20 protein-coding genes and 1 tRNA gene are annotated in these 16,127 nt (G+C 64.3%); 16 read left to right on the top strand and 5 right to left on the bottom strand.

The window, feature by feature from the left end:
* The first annotated feature begins 46 nt into the window (after window positions 1-46).
* Window positions 47-508, top strand: coding sequence for an MmcB family DNA repair protein (locus PVW46_RS20120; protein WP_043138528.1), 462 nt, complete (start codon window positions 47-49; stop codon window positions 506-508).
* A 109-nt stretch (window positions 509-617) separates the two neighbouring features.
* Window positions 618-998 (top strand): VOC family protein, encoded by a 381-nt coding sequence (locus tag PVW46_RS20115; protein WP_043138170.1) that lies wholly within the window; start codon window positions 618-620, stop codon window positions 996-998.
* Here PVW46_RS20115 and PVW46_RS20110 read toward each other — a convergent pair.
* Entirely contained in the window at window positions 995-1,192 is a 198-nt protein-coding gene (locus tag PVW46_RS20110) for a DUF6324 family protein (protein ID WP_043138168.1), read from the bottom strand. The two genes, PVW46_RS20115 and PVW46_RS20110, sit on opposite strands and share 4 nt — an antisense overlap.
* Window positions 1,193-1,284: 92 nt before the next feature.
* On the opposite strand from PVW46_RS20110, the gene PVW46_RS20105 reads away from it, so the two are divergent.
* Entirely contained in the window at window positions 1,285-1,764 is a 480-nt protein-coding gene (locus PVW46_RS20105) for a GNAT family N-acetyltransferase (RefSeq protein WP_043138525.1), read from the top strand.
* A gap of 1 nt (window position 1,765) precedes the next feature.
* Here the strand turns inward: PVW46_RS20105 and paaG are convergent, their stop codons facing one another.
* A complete protein-coding gene (gene paaG / locus PVW46_RS20100) occupies window positions 1,766-2,554 on the bottom strand; it encodes a 2-(1,2-epoxy-1,2-dihydrophenyl)acetyl-CoA isomerase PaaG (protein WP_069209118.1) in 789 nt (262 codons plus the stop codon).
* A 53-nt stretch (window positions 2,555-2,607) separates the two neighbouring features.
* Complete coding sequence (locus PVW46_RS20095; RefSeq protein ID WP_043138165.1) at window positions 2,608-3,099, bottom strand: MarR family winged helix-turn-helix transcriptional regulator; 492 nt, start codon at window positions 3,097-3,099, stop codon at window positions 2,608-2,610.
* Window positions 3,100-3,250: 151 nt separating this feature from the next.
* Between PVW46_RS20095 and PVW46_RS20090 the strand changes: the two genes are divergently transcribed.
* The 10 genes from PVW46_RS20090 to PVW46_RS20045 all read left to right on the top strand — a co-directional run bounded on the left by PVW46_RS20090 (window position 3,251) and on the right by PVW46_RS20045 (window position 12,869).
* Complete coding sequence (locus PVW46_RS20090; protein ID WP_069209040.1) at window positions 3,251-3,715, top strand: MarR family winged helix-turn-helix transcriptional regulator; 465 nt, start codon at window positions 3,251-3,253, stop codon at window positions 3,713-3,715.
* 225 nt (window positions 3,716-3,940) lie between these two features.
* Entirely contained in the window at window positions 3,941-5,470 is a 1,530-nt protein-coding gene (locus tag PVW46_RS20085) for a benzoate-CoA ligase family protein (RefSeq protein ID WP_069209041.1), read from the top strand.
* Entirely contained in the window at window positions 5,467-6,285 is an 819-nt protein-coding gene (locus tag PVW46_RS20080; protein ID WP_069209042.1) for an alpha/beta fold hydrolase, read from the top strand. Before PVW46_RS20085 ends, PVW46_RS20080 begins: the two co-directional genes overlap by 4 nt.
* A 2-nt stretch (window positions 6,286-6,287) precedes the next feature.
* Entirely contained in the window at window positions 6,288-6,722 is a 435-nt protein-coding gene (locus PVW46_RS20075) for a DUF309 domain-containing protein (protein WP_069209043.1), read from the top strand.
* Between the two features lie 146 nt (window positions 6,723-6,868).
* Entirely contained in the window at window positions 6,869-8,527 is a 1,659-nt protein-coding gene (gene boxC, locus PVW46_RS20070) for a 2,3-epoxybenzoyl-CoA dihydrolase (protein WP_274577300.1), read from the top strand.
* Window positions 8,528-8,612: 85 nt separating this feature from the next.
* Window positions 8,613-10,064: a benzoyl-CoA 2,3-epoxidase subunit BoxB gene (boxB, locus tag PVW46_RS20065; RefSeq protein ID WP_069209045.1), complete on the top strand. Its 1,452-nt coding sequence runs from the start codon at window positions 8,613-8,615 to the stop codon at window positions 10,062-10,064.
* 97 nt (window positions 10,065-10,161) lie between these two features.
* On the top strand, window positions 10,162-10,329 hold the full coding sequence (locus tag PVW46_RS20060; RefSeq protein ID WP_157903837.1) for a hypothetical protein: 168 nt from the start codon (window positions 10,162-10,164) through the stop codon (window positions 10,327-10,329).
* The gene (boxA, locus tag PVW46_RS20055) at window positions 10,326-11,519 is read left to right on the top strand and encodes a benzoyl-CoA 2,3-epoxidase subunit BoxA (protein WP_069209046.1); all 1,194 of its coding nucleotides are present in this window, start codon (window positions 10,326-10,328) and stop codon (window positions 11,517-11,519) included. The genes PVW46_RS20060 and boxA overlap by 4 nt, the downstream gene beginning before the upstream one ends.
* Window positions 11,503-11,955 (top strand): acyl-CoA thioesterase, encoded by a 453-nt coding sequence (locus PVW46_RS20050; RefSeq protein ID WP_274577298.1) that lies wholly within the window; start codon window positions 11,503-11,505, stop codon window positions 11,953-11,955. Before boxA ends, PVW46_RS20050 begins: the two co-directional genes overlap by 17 nt.
* Window positions 11,956-11,972: 17 nt before the next feature.
* The gene (locus PVW46_RS20045) at window positions 11,973-12,869 is read left to right on the top strand and encodes a helix-turn-helix transcriptional regulator (protein ID WP_043138146.1); all 897 of its coding nucleotides are present in this window, start codon (window positions 11,973-11,975) and stop codon (window positions 12,867-12,869) included.
* 20 nt (window positions 12,870-12,889) lie between these two features.
* Here PVW46_RS20045 and PVW46_RS20040 read toward each other — a convergent pair whose 3' ends face one another.
* Window positions 12,890-13,123 (bottom strand): DUF6455 family protein, encoded by a 234-nt coding sequence (locus tag PVW46_RS20040; protein WP_052244303.1) that lies wholly within the window; start codon window positions 13,121-13,123, stop codon window positions 12,890-12,892.
* Window positions 13,124-13,423: 300 nt separating this feature from the next.
* On the opposite strand from PVW46_RS20040, the gene PVW46_RS20035 reads away from it, so the two are divergent.
* Together PVW46_RS20035 and PVW46_RS20030 are read left to right on the top strand one after the other, a co-directional pair.
* Window positions 13,424-14,623 carry a thiolase family protein gene (locus PVW46_RS20035; RefSeq protein WP_069209047.1) on the top strand — a complete coding sequence of 400 codons (1,200 nt, stop codon included), beginning with the start codon at window positions 13,424-13,426 and terminating at the stop codon, window positions 14,621-14,623.
* A gap of 113 nt (window positions 14,624-14,736) precedes the next feature.
* A tRNA-His gene (locus PVW46_RS20030) sits at window positions 14,737-14,813 on the top strand.
* 71 nt (window positions 14,814-14,884) lie between these two features.
* Here the strand turns inward: PVW46_RS20030 and PVW46_RS20025 are convergent.
* Window positions 14,885-15,658, bottom strand: coding sequence for a DeoR/GlpR family DNA-binding transcription regulator (locus PVW46_RS20025; RefSeq protein WP_043138140.1), 774 nt, complete (start codon window positions 15,656-15,658; stop codon window positions 14,885-14,887).
* 246 nt (window positions 15,659-15,904) lie between these two features.
* On the opposite strand from PVW46_RS20025, the gene PVW46_RS20020 reads away from it, so the two are divergent.
* On the top strand, window positions 15,905-16,127 hold a 223-nt coding region (locus PVW46_RS20020; protein ID WP_274577292.1), incomplete at its 3' end, for an FAD-dependent oxidoreductase.

Genomic DNA, 16,127 nt, shown 5'->3' with positions numbered 1-16,127 from the left:
CCGGGGTGGGGTTGCATTTGTTCACGAAATGTTCAAGGATTTGGGCATGGACTTGCCTGTCACCTCCGACCTGATGCCCGGCCAGCTCCTGGCGCGGGGCGTGTGCCGCCACCTGGCGGGGCATGGCTTTGCCGTGATCGAGGAATTCGTGCCCGATCGGGGGCTGCGCGTCGACGTCATGGCGCTTGGCCCCAAGGGAGAGCTTTGGGTGGTCGAGTGCAAGTCGAGCCGCGCGGATTACATGAGCGACGGCAAGTGGCAGGGGTATCTGGACTGGTGCGACCGCTATTTCTGGGCGGTGGACCAAGATTTCCCGACCGAGCTGCTGCCCGAGGGGACGGGGTTGATCATCGCCGACGGCTATGACGCCGAGATCCTGCGCATGGGCCCCGAGGACAAGCTGGCGGCGGCGCGGCGTAACAAGCTGATCCGCAAGTTCGCCGTCCACGCGGCGCGGCGGCTGCACGGGCTGCGCGATCCGGGCGCGGGGCTGGAACACCTGGGCTGACGGGGCTTGCAGGAAATCACGCGGGCGGGGCCGGACGGGGGTTGCCGGGCGGGACCGATCCGTCCCACCATGTCCGAAAAGGCCCCTTTGCCAACGGAAAGGATTTGCCATGCAGCTTGGTGCGTTTTCGGTCAGCCTCTCGGTCCGTGACCTGGTCGCTTCACGGGCATTCTACGAGGCGCTGGGGTTCCAGGCGGTCGGCGGCGTGGCTGAAGAGGGCTGGCTGATCCTGCGCAACGGCGACAGCGTGATCGGCCTGTTCCAGGATATGTTCGAAGGCAATATGCTGACCTTCAATCCCGGATGGCGGTCGGAGGACGAGGTGCTGTCGGAGTTCACCGATATCCGCGAGATCCAGGCGCGCCTGAGGGCACAGGGGATCGAGCCGGAAAAGGGGACGGATGAAGAGGGGGCCGGGCCTGCCTGCATGACGCTGGTCGACCCGGACGGAAACCGGGTCTTTCTGGACCAGCATGTGCCGAAACCCTAGCGTTTCTTCGGTTTTGCCTTGCGCGCGGTGGCGGCGGCGGCGCGCAGTTCCTCGGCGATTTCCTCGGCCTCCACGGGGTCGAAGTCCATCGGAATCTCGATCCCGTCGGCGAGGATGAACAGCCGGACCATGCCGGCGTCGGTGGGGCCAATCTGGAGGTTGGCCTCGATGTCGCGTTCGTCGTTGATGCCCATCTGCCTCTGCCTTCTCTGAGACCCGCGAAAGATCGTCGTGACCTAGCGGCGAAAGGCTTGATTTGCAAGCCGTGCGGGGGTTTCTTGCCCTCATGACAGTCGACCTGAAAGACCTTGGCCCCGGCGACATCGACTGGCTTGTCGATCAGCACGCGTGGCTTTACGCCCGCGACGAAGGCTTTGACGACAGCTTTCCGGTGCTCGTGCGGCAGATCCTCGAGGGTTTTGCGCGGGATCATGACCCTGCGTGCGAAAAATCCTTTATCGCCTGGGACGGGGATCAGCGGCTGGGCAGCATCTTTTGTGTGCGCGAGGATGACGAGACCGCCAAGCTGCGCCTCTTCCTGCTGGTGCCGGAGGCGCGGGGCAGGGGTCTGGGCCGGACCTTGCTGGAGGCCTGCATGGGCTTCGCGCGGGACAAGGGCTATCGCCGGATGGCGCTCTGGACGCATCAAAGCCACCGCGCCGCCTGCGCGCTGTACGAAAAGTCGGGCTGGCGGCTGGTCCGCTCCGAGCCGAAGGTGAGCTTCGGCACGGAGGTCGTGGAACAGGGGTACGAGGTGGACCTGTAACCTAGCGTTCGCCGGTGAATTTGGGCGCGCGCTTGTCCAGGAAAGAGGCCACGCCCTCGGCATAGTCGGGGTGTTCACCGCAGGCCTTCATCAGCTCGGCCTCGAGATCCAGGTGCGCGTCCAGCGTGTTGGTCGCGGCGGCGGTGATCGCCTCTTTGGTGCGGGCATAGCCGAAGGTCGGGCCTTCGGAGAACTGCGCGGCCAGCTTGCGCGCCTCTTCCATCAGCGTGTCGTCGGGCAGCGCCTTCCAGATCAGGCCCCAATCGGCTGCCTTGACGGCGGGCAGCGGTTCGGCGGTCAGGGCCAGGCCCATCGCGCGGGCGCGGCCCAGGAACTGCGTCAGGTGCCAGCTGCCGCCGGTGTCGGGGATCAGCCCGACCTTGGAGAAGGACTGGATGAACTTGGCGCTTTCGGCGGCCAGCACCATGTCGCAGGCCAGCGCCACGGAGGAGCCGGCGCCGGCGGCGACACCGTTGACGGCGCAGATCACCGGCATGTCCAGAGCGCGGATCTGGCGGACCAGCGGCGCCCAGTAGTTGCGCACGGTCTCGCCCAGGTCGGGTGGGCCATCCATCTTGCGCGGGTCGCGGTCGCCCAGGTCCTGGCCTGCGCAAAAGCCGCGTCCGGCGCCGGTCAGCAGCACGGCGCGCTTGGCCTCATCCGCAGCCCGGGTCAGGGCGGCCCGCAGGGCCAGGTGCATCTCGGGCGTGAAACTGTTCAGCCGGTCGGGCCGGTTCAGGGTGATTTCCAGCCAGTTACCGTGATCGGTGACAAGAATGGTGTCCGACATGTTCCCCTCCTCAAGGCGATTGTCGCGGTGGATGGCACGGGCCTGCGGCGGGATCAATCCGTCCCGGTCTTGTCCGCGGGCTTCTCCGGCGGCATCCGCAGCGGCGCCCGGGTGCGGTCGTTGCCCGCAATGGCGACCTTGGTGGCCAGGCGGATGAACTCGCGCTTTTCCTCTTCGTCCAGCCCCACCAGCAGGTTGCGCTGCATCTCTTCGACGATAGGGCGGATATGGGCGATGCGCTCGGCGCCCTCGGGCGTCAGGGCCAGCACCTTTGCGCGGCGATCCTTCGGGTTGGTCCGGCGTTCGATCAGCCCCTTGGCGCAGAGCCGTTCGATCACCCCCCCGATGGTGGCGCGGTCATGCGCGATCATCCCGGCCAGCGTCGCCTGGTCGATGCCGGGATGTTCCTGCAGCATGGCAAGGGCCGCGAATTGCGGCGAGGTCAGGTCGACCCCCGCCTCGCGCATGCGTTCGGCAAAGATCGAGGCCGAGAGCTGTTGCAGCCGGCGGATCAGGTGGCCGGGCATTGTGTAGATGGCTTTCATGGTGCCATGATCGGACAGGCCGGGGAAAGTGACAAGTACGCATATTGTCATGGTACTGCCTATTGCCCCGAGGCGCCGTGCCGCCAGCCGTGACAAGGCTGGCCCGGTGTGCAAGGTCTGGCGGGGCGATGGGATTGGGAAAGGGCCGGGGATGGAACGACCGGATGCGGGTCTGAGGCAGTTGACCGTCTACCGGCTGCGTCGCGCCACGGTGCAGATGCTGTCGACCATTTCGCAGGAGCTGGCGCCTTTTGGCCTGCGTCGGACGACCTTTTCGGCGCTGTCCGTGGTGGTGGACCAACCGGGGTTGCGGCAGACGCAGCTGGCCGATGCGCTGGCGATCGAGCGGCCCAACCTCGTCAAGATCGTGGATGAAGTGGAGGCGGCGGGCCTGATCCAGCGGCGCCAGGCCGAAGGGGATCGGCGGGCCTATGCGCTGCACCCGACCGAGGCGGGCAAGCTGCTGCATCGGCGCGCTTTCGAAGCGGTGCAGGCCGCGGATCGGCGGCTGGTGCAGGGCTTGTCCCTGGCCGAGGTCGAGGCGCTGAATGCCGCTTTGCACCTGATCGAGTCGAATGCCGGGGGCGCGGTGGAGACCGCGTTGCAGGGTGATTGAGCCCGGTTTCCGCTCAATTTTCGCACTATAATGCAGATTTCAAACTCGGAAACTGATTTGATGCATCAAATTGCATATCGCTCAGATAAGGTGTACGCTTATCAAAATGACGATTCCGTTCTGTCCGCAGGCAGGATCGTCGCGGCGCGTCTTGGGTGCGGTTCGATCGGGGAGGATCGCGGCACCGGGTAAGGGACGGGATGACCGGCAGGAGGAGGCCAAGTCATGAATGGAAACGCAGCGATATATTTCGTGGACCGCCACGTGGACGAGGGGCGCGCCGACAAGGTGGCCTTTCGCGAAGCGGATGGCCGCAAGCGCAGCCTGACCTATGGCGCACTGGCCGAGCAGACCGGCCGCTTTGCCGGCGCGCTCTACCGTCACGGTGTGCGGCGCGAAGAGCGGATCGCGATGATCGTGCAGGACCAGGTGGAGTTTCCGGTGATCTTCTGGGGGGCGCTCAAGGCGGGTGCGATCCCGGTGCCCCTGAACACGCTTCTGTCGGCCTCGGTCTACGAGTCGATCCTCGGCGACAGCCGCGCCTCGATCCTGGTGGTGTCGGAAAAGCTGTGGGAGACGGTGAAGCCGGCGATCCAGGACAACCGTTTTCTGCGCGCGGTGGTGGTGATCGGAGAGGCGCCGGATGGCACCGAGAGCTACGAGGATTTCATTGCCGGCGCACCGGTCGAGGACCCTGTCGAGGCCTTTGACGATGAAATGGCCTTCTGGCTCTATTCCTCGGGGTCGACGGGGCAGCCCAAGGGTGTGCGTCACGTCCATTCCAGTCTGAAGGCCACCGCCGATACATTCGGTGCGCAGGTGCTGGGCATCCGCGAAGAGGACACCGTCTATTCCGTTGCCAAGATCTTTTTCGCCTACGGACTGGGCAATGCCATGTCCTTTCCGATGGCGGTGGGCGCGACGACGGTGCTGCTGTCCGGACGGCCCACGCCCGACGTGGTCTTTGCCATCCTGGAGGCCGAGCGCCCGACGCTGTTCTGCGGGGTGCCGACGCTCTATGCCGCGATGAATGCGGCGATGGACAAGTCGGGCGTGCCGGCCCATGCCATGCGGCTGTGCACCTCTGCCGGTGAGGCGCTGCCCAAGGAGGTGGGTGAACGCTGGTTCAGGATGACCGGGGCCGAGATCGTCGACGGTGTCGGTTCGACCGAGATGCTGCACATCTTCCTCAGCAACCGGCCCGGAGAGATCGTCTATGGCACCTCCGGCACCCCGGTGCCGGGCTACGAGGTGCGGCTGGTGGATGAACACGACGAGGACGTGCCAGAGGGCGAGGTGGGCGAGCTGCTGGTGCGTGGGCCCTCGGCGGCGGATGGCTACTGGAACCGGCGGCACAAGTCGCGGTCGACCTTCGAAGGACACTGGACCCGGACGGGTGACAAGTACGAATGCACCGCCGAGGGGCGGTATGTCTACTGCGGGCGCACCGACGACATGTTCAAGGTTTCCGGCATCTGGGTCAGCCCCTTCGAGGTGGAACAGGCGCTGATCGAGCATCCCGCGGTTTTGGAGGCCGCCGTGGTCGCCTGTGCCGACGAAAAGGGTTTGGACAAGCCCAAGGCCTTTGTCGTGCTCAAGGAGGGGCAGGAGGCCGCCGCTGTCGAGGGGCTCAAGGAGTTCGTGAAGGAAAAGATCGGCATGTGGAAATACCCGCGCTGGATCGAGGTGGTCGAGGACCTGCCCAAGACCGCGACGGGCAAGATTCAACGTTTCAAGCTGAGAGGGGCGGCATGACTGCGGATTGGACGGAAAGCGGCCGGTTGAGCGCCGGCGGCAAGGAATTGGAATACGCCTGCTACGGGCCCTCGCCGGACAAGGCGCCGACGCTGGTCCTGCTGCACGAGGGGCTGGGGTGCGTGGCGCTGTGGCGGGATTTCCCCAAGGCGCTGGCCGAGGCGACGGGCTTTGGCGTCTTTGCCTTTTCGCGTGCGGGTTATGGCCAGTCGGACCCGGCGGACCTGCCGCGCCCGCTGGATTACATGACGCGCGAGGCGGTGGACGTGCTGCCCGAGGTGCTGGAGGCGATCGGCTTTCAGCGCGGGGTGCTGGTGGGTCACAGCGACGGCGCGACCATCGCGGCGATCTACGCGGGCAGCGTGTCGGACCTGCGGGTACGGGGGCTGGTGCTGATGGCGCCGCATTTCTTTACCGAGGAGATGGGGCTGGCCGAGATTGCCAAGGCGAAAGAGGCGTATGACACCACCGACCTGCGCGAGAAGATGGCGCGCTATCACCGAGACCCGGACAATACCTTCCGGGGTTGGAACGACAGCTGGCTGCACCCGGAATTCAAGGCCTGGAACGTGGGTGACGTGATCGACTACCTGCGCATCCCGGTGCTGGCGGTGCAGGGGAAGGACGACCAGTACGGCACGCTGGCGCAGATCGAGGAAGTCGAGAGCCGTAGTTACGCGCCGGTGGACACTCTGATCCTGGACGACTGCCGCCATGCGCCACACCTGGACCAGCCGGAAAAGGTGGTCGCGGGCATCGCAGAGTTCTGCGCCCGGCTGGAGCGGATCGAAGCCGCCGAACCCGAGGTCGCGTGACCATGTCGGCCTGGCACAGGCCGACCCACGCCCATGTGCCGGGGCAGAATGCCCGGCACCCGGAGGGCGCTTTCGACCACATCAGGGCCTCGGCCCAACCGGGCATGACCCCGGCGGACCTGGCGGAAAGCGATGCTTTCCGCCACGGCTTTTTCTACATCGACAGCGGTTTCTACTGGGAAGCGCACGAGGTGCTGGAGCCGATCTGGATGGCCTTGCCCGAAGGGCAGGACCGGCGGTTCCTCCAGGCGCTGATCCAGACCGCCAATGCCTTTCTGAAACGCGAGATGATGCGTCCCGGTGCGGCGCGGCGGCTGTGCGGGATCGCGCGCGACCTGCTGCCGGCATCGCGCGAGGCTTGGGTCATGGGCATTGGCGCGGGACGCATCCACGCAATGCTCGATTCTCTTGAGGGGGATCTGAGGTCTGCACTATAGTGCATTAAATTGCCTGATATGTGTTGGATTGCGCCAAGGTCATTGAGTTTGCAGGATTTATTCTGTGCTCTATTGTGCATACATAAGTTTACTTACTTTCGGCTTTGATGTAAGTTGGCTGCAGCTTCGCGACCAGGGAGGACCCGATGACCAAGATGATCGACTTTCAGACCGACCCGTCAAAGTACCGCCATTGGCGTGTCGAGTATGACGGCCCCGTAGCCACGCTCATCATGGACGTCGACGAGGATGCGGGTCTCTTCGAGGGCTACAAGCTCAAGCTGAATTCCTACGACCTGGGTGTCGACATCGAGCTGAGCGATATCGTGCAGCGGATGCGGTTCGAACATCCCGAGGTCAAGACCGTGGTCATGAAGTCGGGCAAGGCGGGCGTGTTCTGCGCCGGTGCGAACATCCGGATGCTGGGCGGTGCCGCGCATAGCCACAAGGTGAACTTCTGCAAGTTCACCAACGAGACCCGCAACGGTTTCGAGGCCGCCGAAGAGGAGAGCGGCCAGAAGTACATCGCCGCCGTCAAGGGCGCCTGCGCCGGGGGCGGCTACGAACTCGCGCTGGCCTGCAACCACATCATGCTGACCGATGACAGCACCTCGTCCGTCGGCCTACCCGAGGTGCCGCTGCTGGCGGTTCTGCCGGGCACCGGCGGCCTGACCCGCGTCACCGACAAGCGCAAGGTGCGCCGCGACCTGGCCGACATTTTCTGCTCGATCGAGGAAGGCGTGAAGGGCAAGCGCGCTAAGGACTGGCGCCTGGTAGACGAGGTCATCCCGAACTCGAAATTCGACGACACGGTGATGGAGCGGGCGAAGGAATTCGCAGCCGCCTCGGACAAGGCGGACGTGGCGCAGGGCATCCAGCTGGGCCCGCTGTCGCGGACCATCACCGAGGACGCGGTCAGCTATTCGCTGGTCGAGGTCGAGATCGACCGCAAGGGCCGCAAGGCCACCATCACGCTGAAAGGCCCCGAAGAGGATGCGCCCGCCGACATGGACGCCTTTGCCGCACAGGGCGACCAGGCCTACATGCTGAAGCTCTGCCGTGAGCTTGAGGATGCGATCCTGCACCTGCGCCTGAACGAGATGGAAATCGGCCTCTGGATCTTCCGCACCCAGGGCGACCCGGAAAAACTGGCCGCGCATGAAGCGCTGTTGGCCGAGAACGCGGATCACTGGCTGGCCAATGAAGTGCGCCACTACTGGAAGCGCACGCTCAAGCGGATCGACGTGACCTCGCGCTCTCTGGCGGCCTTTGTCGAACATGGCTCGTGCTATGTCGGCGTGCTGGCCGAGATCCTGTTCGCGGTCGACCGCAGCTATATGATGGAAGACGAGTTCGAGGGCGACAACCGCCCGATGGCGACCATTACCCTGACCAAGGACAACTTTGGCCCCTATCCGATGGGCAACGGGTTGACCCGGCTGGAAACCCGTTTCCTGGGCGAGCCGGAGCATGTCGACGAGCTGAAAGGCAAGATCGGCGAGGCTCTGGAGGCCGAAGAGGCGGACGAGCAGGGCCTTGTCACCATGATCCTGGATGACATCGACTGGGAAGACGAGGTGCGGATCTTCATGGAAGAGCGCGCCAGCTTCAGCCCCGATGCGATGACAGGCATGGAGGCGAACCTGCGCTTTGCCGGGCCGGAAACGATGGAAACCCGGATCTTTGGCCGCCTGACCGCCTGGCAGAACTGGATCTTCAACCGCCCGAATGCCGTCGGCAAGGACGGGGCGCTGCAGCGCTACGGTACCGGCGTGCGCGGCGATTACAACATGGAGCGCGTCTGACGCGTTCGGCATGGCGGGGTGAACCCCGCCCTGCGGGCCCCGGCGAATGCCGTTCCCGTGACACCACACCCAAAGGGAGAGAGACATGCTCGATCTGATCAACGTGAGCTACGACACCCAGATCCCGAACAACGTGGGTCTGTCGTCCGACAAGAAAGTGCTGAAGGCGCTGTCGAAATGGCACCCCGGCTACCTGGACTGGTGGAACAAGCTGATCCCGCAGAACTTCCAGGAGTCGATGGTCTACCTGCGCACCGCCGTCAGCGTGGACCCCAAGGGCTGGGCCAAGTTCGACTACGTCAAGATGCCGGAATACCGCTGGGGCGTGTTGCTGGCGCCGCAGGTCGAAGGCCGCACCATTCCCTGTGGCGAACACGCCGGCCAGCCGGCCTGGCAGGAAGTGCCGGGGGAATACCGCAACCTGATGAAGCGCCTGATCGTCATCCAGGGCGACACCGAGCCGGGTTCGGTCGAACAGCAGCGCTTCCTGGGCCTGACCGCGCCGTCGCTTTACGACATGCGCAATCTGTTCCAGGTCAACGTCGAAGAGGGCCGCCACCTCTGGGCGATGGTCTACCTGCTGCAGAAGTATTTCGGCAAGGACGGCCGCGAAGAGGCGGATGACCTGCTGATCCGCTCGTCGGGCAGCGAAGAAGCGCCGCGGATGCTTGGCGCCTTCAACGAGGAAACGCCGGACTGGCTCTCCTTCTTCATGTTCACCTACTTTACCGACCGTGACGGCAAGATGCAGCTGGAGAGCTTGGCGCAGTCGGGCTTCGACCCTCTGTCGCGCACCTGCCGGTTCATGCTAACCGAGGAAGCGCACCACATGTTCGTGGGCGAGACCGGTGTCGGCCGCACCATCCAGGCGACCGTCGAGGCGATGAACAAGGCCGGCATCACCGATCCCTACGACGTGGGCAAGATCCGCGACCTGAACGTGATCGACCTGCCGACCATCCAGAAGAAGCTCAACCTGCACTACACGCTTTCGCTGGACCTCTTCGGGCAGGAAGTCTCCACAAACGCTGCCAATGCCTTCAACGCGGGCATCAAGGGCCGGTACATGGAGAACCGGATCGACGACGACCACATGCTCAAAAACGACACCTACAAGGTGCTGGACCTCGAGGATGGCAAGATCGTCGAAAAGGACGTGCCCGCGCTGACCGCGATCAACATGCGCCTGCGCGACGACTATATCCGCGACGCGGCGGGCGGCGTGAAGCGTTGGAACAAGATCATCGAAAAGGCCGGGATCGAGTTCGAGCTGAAGCTGCCGCATCAGGCCTTCAACCGCAAGATCGGCATCTTCGCGGGCCACAACTTCGACCCGGACGGCAACCATGTCTCGGGCGAGGAATACGACAAGGGCATCACCAAGTGGCTGCCGACCCATGCGGACGGTGACTATATCCAGTCGCTGATGAAGCCGGTCTACGAGCCGGGCAAATACGCCAGCTGGATCGCCCCGCCGAAGGTGGGCATCGACAACAAGCCGGGCGACTTCGAATACGTCAAGCTGCACATGGCCTGATGCGCCGGGGACGGGGATCACACCCGTCCATCCCGAACCAATGGGCGGCGCGGGGTATGGCCCCGCGCCGGACCGACCAGCAGGAGGAGGAAACGCGATGATTACCAAACGGAACGTCGGCCATGCGCCGCGCGTGACCGAGGTCGCGAAGGAACTGGGCGAGATCGGCTGCTGCATCGGATGCGAGAATTGCCGCGGCTTGTGCCAGGCCGTGATCGAGGCCATAGCTGTCCCAGAGGCCGTTTTGCACCGGGGGACGCAATGAACAAGCCGCTGAAACAGCACCTGATCGACCCGGAAATCTGTATCCGCTGCTATACCTGCGAGATGACCTGCCCCGTGGGCGCGATCGAGCATGACGAGAACAACGTCGTCGTGAACGCGGATGCCTGCGATTTCTGCATGGACTGCATCCCGGTCTGTCCGACCGGCTCCATCGACGAATGGCGCGTGGTCGAGAAACCCTATTCGCTCGAAGAGCAATACGAGTGGATGGAACTGCCCGAACAGGGCGAGGTTTCCGTGGCCGAAAGCGCCGAGGATGGCACCGAAAGCGGTGAGGACCCGGTGGCGGCCCTGCTGGCCGAGGCGCACAAGGGCGCTGGCGGCAAGGCAAAGGCGCCCGCCAGCGCGGCCAAGCCGACGGTCAACCTCTACAACCTCGCCAACCCGGTCGAGGCGGTGGTGCAGGGCAACTATCGCCTGACCGCCGAAGGCGCGGACACGGATGTTCGTCACATCATCCTGGATTTCCAGGGCAAGCCCTTTCCCGCTCTTGAGGGGCAGTCGCTGGGCATCATCGCGCCGGGCACAGATGCCGAGGGCAAGGCACACCTGCCGCGGCTCTACTCTGTCTCTTCACCACGTGACGGTGAACGCGCGGGCTATCACAACGTCTCTCTGACGGTGAAGCGCGAGGAAGGCGGCGTCTGTTCGAACTACGTCTGTGACCTGAAAAAAGGTGACAAAGTGCAGGTGACGGGGCCTTTCGGGGCGACCTTCCTGATGCCGAACGATCCCGATGCCCGCCTGTTGATGATCTGTACCGGCACCGGCTCGGCGCCGATGCGGTCCTTCACGATGGCGCGTCAGCGCACCGTGGGCAAGAAATCCGGCGGCATGGTGATGTTCTTTGGCGCGCGGACACCGGACTCGCTGCCCTATTTCGGACCGCTCAACAAGGTGCCTTCCAGCCTGCTGCAAAAGCACCTGGTGTTCAGCCGGATGCCCGGCCAGGACAAGGAATACGTCCAGGATCGGATGCGCGTCGAAGAGGACATCGTGGCCGACATGCTGCAGGACCCCAACACGCATATCTACATCTGCGGGCTGAAGGAGATGGAGGAGGGCGTCGAACGCTCGTTCACCAACATCGCCGAAAGCATCGGCCAGCAGTGGCGCAACCTGCGCGATGTCCTTCGCGAGGAAGGCCGCTATCATGTCGAGACCTATTGAGATGGAAGACCGTCCCGACAATGCCCATCGGCATGTGATCCGCGTGACCTGGGGCGACTGCGACCCGGCGAAAATCGTCTACACGGCGCGCATCCCCTGGTTCGCGCTGGATGCCATCAACGGTTGGTGGGTCGAGAACCTGGGCGGCGACGGCTGGTTCCAGATGGAGATCGACCGCAACGTGGGCACGCCCTTTGTGCGGCTGGAAATGGATTTCCGCAGCCCGATCACGCCCCGGCACGAACTGGTCTGCCACGTCTGGCCGGTGCGCCTGGGCGAGACCTCGATCACCTTCCGGGTCGATGGCGAGCAGGACGGCAAGCTGTGCTTTTCCTCGCGGACGGTCAGTGTCTTCATCGAGGCGGATGCCTTTTCCAAGCGCACGCCGCCCGATGACATGCGCGCCGCGATCGAAGCGCGGCTGCCCGCGGCCTAGACCGGGGTGCGGGTGCCATGACCGGACCGGCGCGCGGAGCGGAAGAGGCGGATCCAGCTGCGCTTTACCGGTTGGTCGGAGATCGCGTGCGCGCGGCCCGCAAGTCATCGGGCCTGACACGGCAGGACCTGGCGGAGCTGTCGGGCGTCTCGCCGCGCTACCTGGCCAAGCTGGAAGGCGGTGACGGCAATATCTCGATCGGCCTGCTGAAACGGGTGGCGCTGGTCCTGGGCCGTCCGATGGCAGAGCTTTTGGCCGAGGAGGATCCGCTGGCGCCGGATCTTGCGCAGCTTTCACTGCTGTACCGCAATGCCTGCGGCGCGACGCGAGAACAGGTCTTTCGGGTGCTGGACCCGGGGCGCCTGCGGGCGCAAAAGGCGGAACGCATCTGCCTTGTCGGTCTGCGCGGCGCGGGCAAATCCACGCTGGGTGCGCGCATCGGCGCCGACCTGGGCCTGCCCTTTGTCGAGATGAACGCCGAGATCGAGCGCAGCGCCGGCATGGCGGTGTCCGAGATCATCGCGCTGTACGGGGCGGAGGGCTATCGCCAGATCGAGGCGGAGGCGCTGGACCGGCTCTTGGCGACGCAAAGCCGGATCGTCCTGGCCGCCAGCGGCGGCATCGTCGAGGAACCGCAGACTTTCGAGCGGACGTTGGCGGGCTTTCACACGATCTGGGTCAAGGCCGCGCCGGGGGATCACATGGACCGGGTCCGGGCGCAGGGGGATACCCGGCCGATGGCAGGCAATCCGCAGGCAATGTTGCAGTTACGCGAGATCCTGAAGGCGCGGGAGGCGAGTTACCGAAAGGCCGAACACCACCTGGACACCAGCGGCCGGTCGGTGGAGCAGTCCTTGCAGGACCTGCGCGGGTTGATCGCGGCGCAGGGCCTGCTAGCAGGGCAGGGCGGCTAGACGCGCCGCCCTTGCGCGGGTCAGAGCCAAGTGTTGCGGCAGTAGTCGGGCGCCTGGTCCAGCCGGTCGTTGCAGGCCTGCAGCTGCTTGCAGTCTTCCTGCTGGCGGCACTGGGTGCAGCGCATCACCGCCGCGCGAAAGGCGATGGCCTGACCTTCGGGGTTGCGTTGGGTCGCCTCTGCCAGATCGTAACCCAGGCGCTGGGCCATTCCGTGGGTCAGTTCGGTGCTTTGCGCCATCTTTCTCATGAACATCGGGGTATTCCTTGCAAATGCAATCCTGTCTTTGAGCGGAGCATGCCGCAGGATCGGCTCCTGGACATTGACCTCTGTCAACACGGCTGAAGGAAGATGATTGTTTTCGGGGATGAAATTTGTTAAGTATACAAATTAGGATGATACATAACAAATTTGGGAGGGGGATTTGTCATGGCTTCAAAGCGGCTGATGAGGGCCGCTCTGGCGGTATGGCGGCCGGCCTTCCCGTTTCTCGATGATTGGTCTTCCTCGGACTGAGGGCCGAACCTTCCCTTCCCACTCAACACGGAGGCGGCCATGCAGGCCTATATCCCTTACGGCGCTTACTGGAGCACACCTTTTGCCCGTTGGCAGGGCGAGTTCGCGGAACTGCACGCGATGGAATTCGCGGCGCATGTGACGCGCGAGGCGCTGGCTCAGCGAGACATTCCCGTCGAGACCTTCGATTTCGCGGCCTACGGTCTGACGGTGCCGCAATACCGCAGTTTCTATGGCCTGCCCTGGTTCACGGGCATGATCGGGGCCGAACGCCTGCCGGGGCCGACAGTCAACCAGGCCTGCGCGACGGGGGCGCGTCTGCTGGCCACCGCGGCCGGCGAGTTTGCCATCGGGGCGGCCTCTGCCGCGTTGCTCGTCTCGGGGGACCGGACCTCGAACAGCCCGCATGTCTACTATCCCGCACCGGGCGCGCCCGGCGGCACGGGACAGAGCGAGGACATCGTGCTGGAGAGTTTCAACAAGGATCCCTTTGCCCGTTGCGCGATGATCGACACGGCGGACAACGTGGCGCGCCGCGTGGGGATCGAGACCGCCGAACAGCATGAACTGACCCTGTACCGTCAGGGCCAGTACCAGGAGGCGCTGAAAGACGACTGGGCCTTTCAGAAACGCTACATGGCGGCGGAATTCGCCGTGCCCGATCCGCGCTTTCGCAAGACGGTCAAGACGATTTCAGGCGATTGCGGCGTCTATCCGGCCTCGCCCGAGAAGATGGCGGCGCTGAAGCCGGTGCGCGAGGGCGGCACGGTCACTTTTGCGGCCCAGACCCATCCGGCGGATGGCAACGCGGGGCTGGTCATGGTGTCCGATCCGGGCCGGGCGCGTGACCTGGCCACGCGGGGGGATGCGCCGCTGGTCGAGCTGGTGGCGGCGGCGCAGGCGCGCGAGGAAACGGCTCATATGCCCGCCGCCCCCATCGACGCCGCACGCCGCGCGCTGGACCTTGCGGGGCTGTCGATCAATGACATGGACGTGGTCAAGTCACACAACCCGTTTGCGGTCAACGACATCGCCTTTGCCCGCGCCTTTGGCATCGACTGGCGCGACATGAACAACTTTGGCAGCTCGCTGATCTGGGGGCATCCGCAGGGGCCGACCGGTCTGCGGGCCATCATCGAAATGATCGAAGAGCTGGAAATGCGGGGCGGTGGGCACGGTCTTTTCCAGGGCTGCGCAGCCGGCGATTCCGCAATGGCGCTGATCCTGAAGGTGCGGTAAAATGAGCCTCCGAACAGCGCGGAATTCTGTGTCACAGAGGGCTTGCGCTGTTCGGGACGTGCTGTTAGTAAGCCGCACGGTTTCTGGCAGGCTAGCCCTGCAGGATCTGATGTGCCGCCTTAGCTCAGTAGGTTAGAGCGCTTGATTGTGGATCAAGAGGTCTCCCGTTCGAACCGGGAAGGCGGTACCATCAACTCTCGGACATCAATGGAATTCTCCGGCTGGCAGCTATCCTGCTGACCGCTGCGCGGTCTGTATCCGTCAGGTGTCTGGCCGAACCGAGGTCACGACCCGCGTTCCCCAGGACTGACAGGCCGTGGCAAGACCGGGGGGCAGCGGTGCATCGGTAAAGAAGGCGTCCAGGTCTGCCAGCGAGGCGATGCGGGCAGGGGCGCTGCGCGAGAACTTGGTGTGGTCCGAGACGAGGAATGTCTTGCGCGACTGCCGCAGAATCGCCTGGCTGACGCTGACTTCCTGGATGTCGAAATCGAGCAGGTCACCATCGCGGTCCAGCGCCGAACAGCCGATCACCGCGAGGTCGAACTTGAACTTGCGGATCGTCTCGGCAGCGAGATTGCCGATCAGGCCGCCGTCCGACCGGCGCAACTGTCCCCCCGTCACGATGATCTCGCAGCCGGGATTGCCTGCAAGGATGTTGGCCACGTTCATGTTGTTCGTGACCACCATGAGGTTCTCATGGTGTTTCAGCTCTTCGGCGACGGCCTCGGTCGAGGTGCCAATGTTCAGGAACAACGAAATGCCGTTGGGGATCTGGTCGGCGCAGGCGCGGGCGATGGCGCGCTTGGCCTCCTGGTTGAGCGACCGGCGTTCGCCGTATTCGATATTCGTCGTCCCCGAGGGCAGGACCGCGCCGCCATGCACCCGCTCCAGCCGCCCGGCCTCTGCCAGGTCGGTCAGGTCGCGGCGGATGGTCTGCAGGGTGACGCCGAAATGCGCGGCGAGCCCTTCGACCGTGACCTTGCCTTCGCGGCGCGCGATGTCGAGGATCTCTGGCTGCCGGAAGGATTGGGACACGTTCGGGGCTTTCGGGTCTGGGCGTTTCTAGAGTGATGCGGCCCAGCCTTCCCCGAAACGCGCGAAATGGCAACCGGTAGGATCGGTTCGAAGGGTGGACGGGTTCGTTTTCTGCGGAAGCGAAACCGAAGAAAGCGCGATGTTTCGTGATAAATCGGAGAATCGAACACAAACGAAAAGGAATTCATTGCTTCACGCAAATTTCTTGGTCATAACTGTCGCAGAGACGCGCATGGGGGGATTCGCGTGGGACGACCGACAGACAAGACGGTTACTGACCTGTTCATCATCGGCGGCGGCATCAATGGATGTGGTATCGCACGGGATGCGGTCGGGCGCGGGTTGTCGGTCACCCTGGCCGAGATGAATGACCTTGCCTCGGCGACCTCTTCTGCCTCGACCAAGCTGTTTCACGGCGGATTGCGCTATCTCGAGTATTTCGAGTTCCGGCTGGTGCGCGAGGCGCTGA

The sequence above is a fragment of the Mameliella sp. AT18 genome (assembly GCF_028807275.1).
GTDB lineage: Bacteria > Pseudomonadota > Alphaproteobacteria > Rhodobacterales > Rhodobacteraceae > Antarctobacter > Antarctobacter albus.
Note: the sequence above shows the minus strand (reverse complement) of the source record. Positions and strands in the feature narration are given on the sequence as shown.

Excerpts from the sequence above, each read along its gene's own strand:
- PVW46_RS20120 (WP_043138528.1), top strand. The coding sequence starts at position 47 with ATGGACTTGCCTGTCACCTCCGACCTGATGCCCGGCCAGCTCCTGGCG.
- PVW46_RS20115 (WP_043138170.1), top strand. The coding sequence starts at position 618 with ATGCAGCTTGGTGCGTTTTCGGTCAGCCTCTCGGTCCGTGACCTGGTC.
- PVW46_RS20110 (WP_043138168.1), bottom strand. The coding sequence starts at position 1,192 with ATGGGCATCAACGACGAACGCGACATCGAGGCCAACCTCCAGATTGGC.
- PVW46_RS20105 (WP_043138525.1), top strand. The coding sequence starts at position 1,285 with ATGACAGTCGACCTGAAAGACCTTGGCCCCGGCGACATCGACTGGCTT.
- paaG (WP_069209118.1), bottom strand. The coding sequence starts at position 2,554 with ATGTCGGACACCATTCTTGTCACCGATCACGGTAACTGGCTGGAAATC.
- PVW46_RS20095 (WP_043138165.1), bottom strand. The coding sequence starts at position 3,099 with ATGAAAGCCATCTACACAATGCCCGGCCACCTGATCCGCCGGCTGCAA.
- PVW46_RS20090 (WP_069209040.1), top strand. The coding sequence starts at position 3,251 with ATGGAACGACCGGATGCGGGTCTGAGGCAGTTGACCGTCTACCGGCTG.
- PVW46_RS20085 (WP_069209041.1), top strand. The coding sequence starts at position 3,941 with ATGAATGGAAACGCAGCGATATATTTCGTGGACCGCCACGTGGACGAG.
- PVW46_RS20080 (WP_069209042.1), top strand. The coding sequence starts at position 5,467 with ATGACTGCGGATTGGACGGAAAGCGGCCGGTTGAGCGCCGGCGGCAAG.
- PVW46_RS20075 (WP_069209043.1), top strand. The coding sequence starts at position 6,288 with ATGTCGGCCTGGCACAGGCCGACCCACGCCCATGTGCCGGGGCAGAAT.
- boxC (WP_274577300.1), top strand. The coding sequence starts at position 6,869 with ATGACCAAGATGATCGACTTTCAGACCGACCCGTCAAAGTACCGCCAT.
- boxB (WP_069209045.1), top strand. The coding sequence starts at position 8,613 with ATGCTCGATCTGATCAACGTGAGCTACGACACCCAGATCCCGAACAAC.
- PVW46_RS20060 (WP_157903837.1), top strand. The coding sequence starts at position 10,162 with ATGATTACCAAACGGAACGTCGGCCATGCGCCGCGCGTGACCGAGGTC.
- boxA (WP_069209046.1), top strand. The coding sequence starts at position 10,326 with ATGAACAAGCCGCTGAAACAGCACCTGATCGACCCGGAAATCTGTATC.
- PVW46_RS20050 (WP_274577298.1), top strand. The coding sequence starts at position 11,503 with ATGTCGAGACCTATTGAGATGGAAGACCGTCCCGACAATGCCCATCGG.
- PVW46_RS20045 (WP_043138146.1), top strand. The coding sequence starts at position 11,973 with ATGACCGGACCGGCGCGCGGAGCGGAAGAGGCGGATCCAGCTGCGCTT.
- PVW46_RS20040 (WP_052244303.1), bottom strand. The coding sequence starts at position 13,123 with ATGTTCATGAGAAAGATGGCGCAAAGCACCGAACTGACCCACGGAATG.
- PVW46_RS20035 (WP_069209047.1), top strand. The coding sequence starts at position 13,424 with ATGCAGGCCTATATCCCTTACGGCGCTTACTGGAGCACACCTTTTGCC.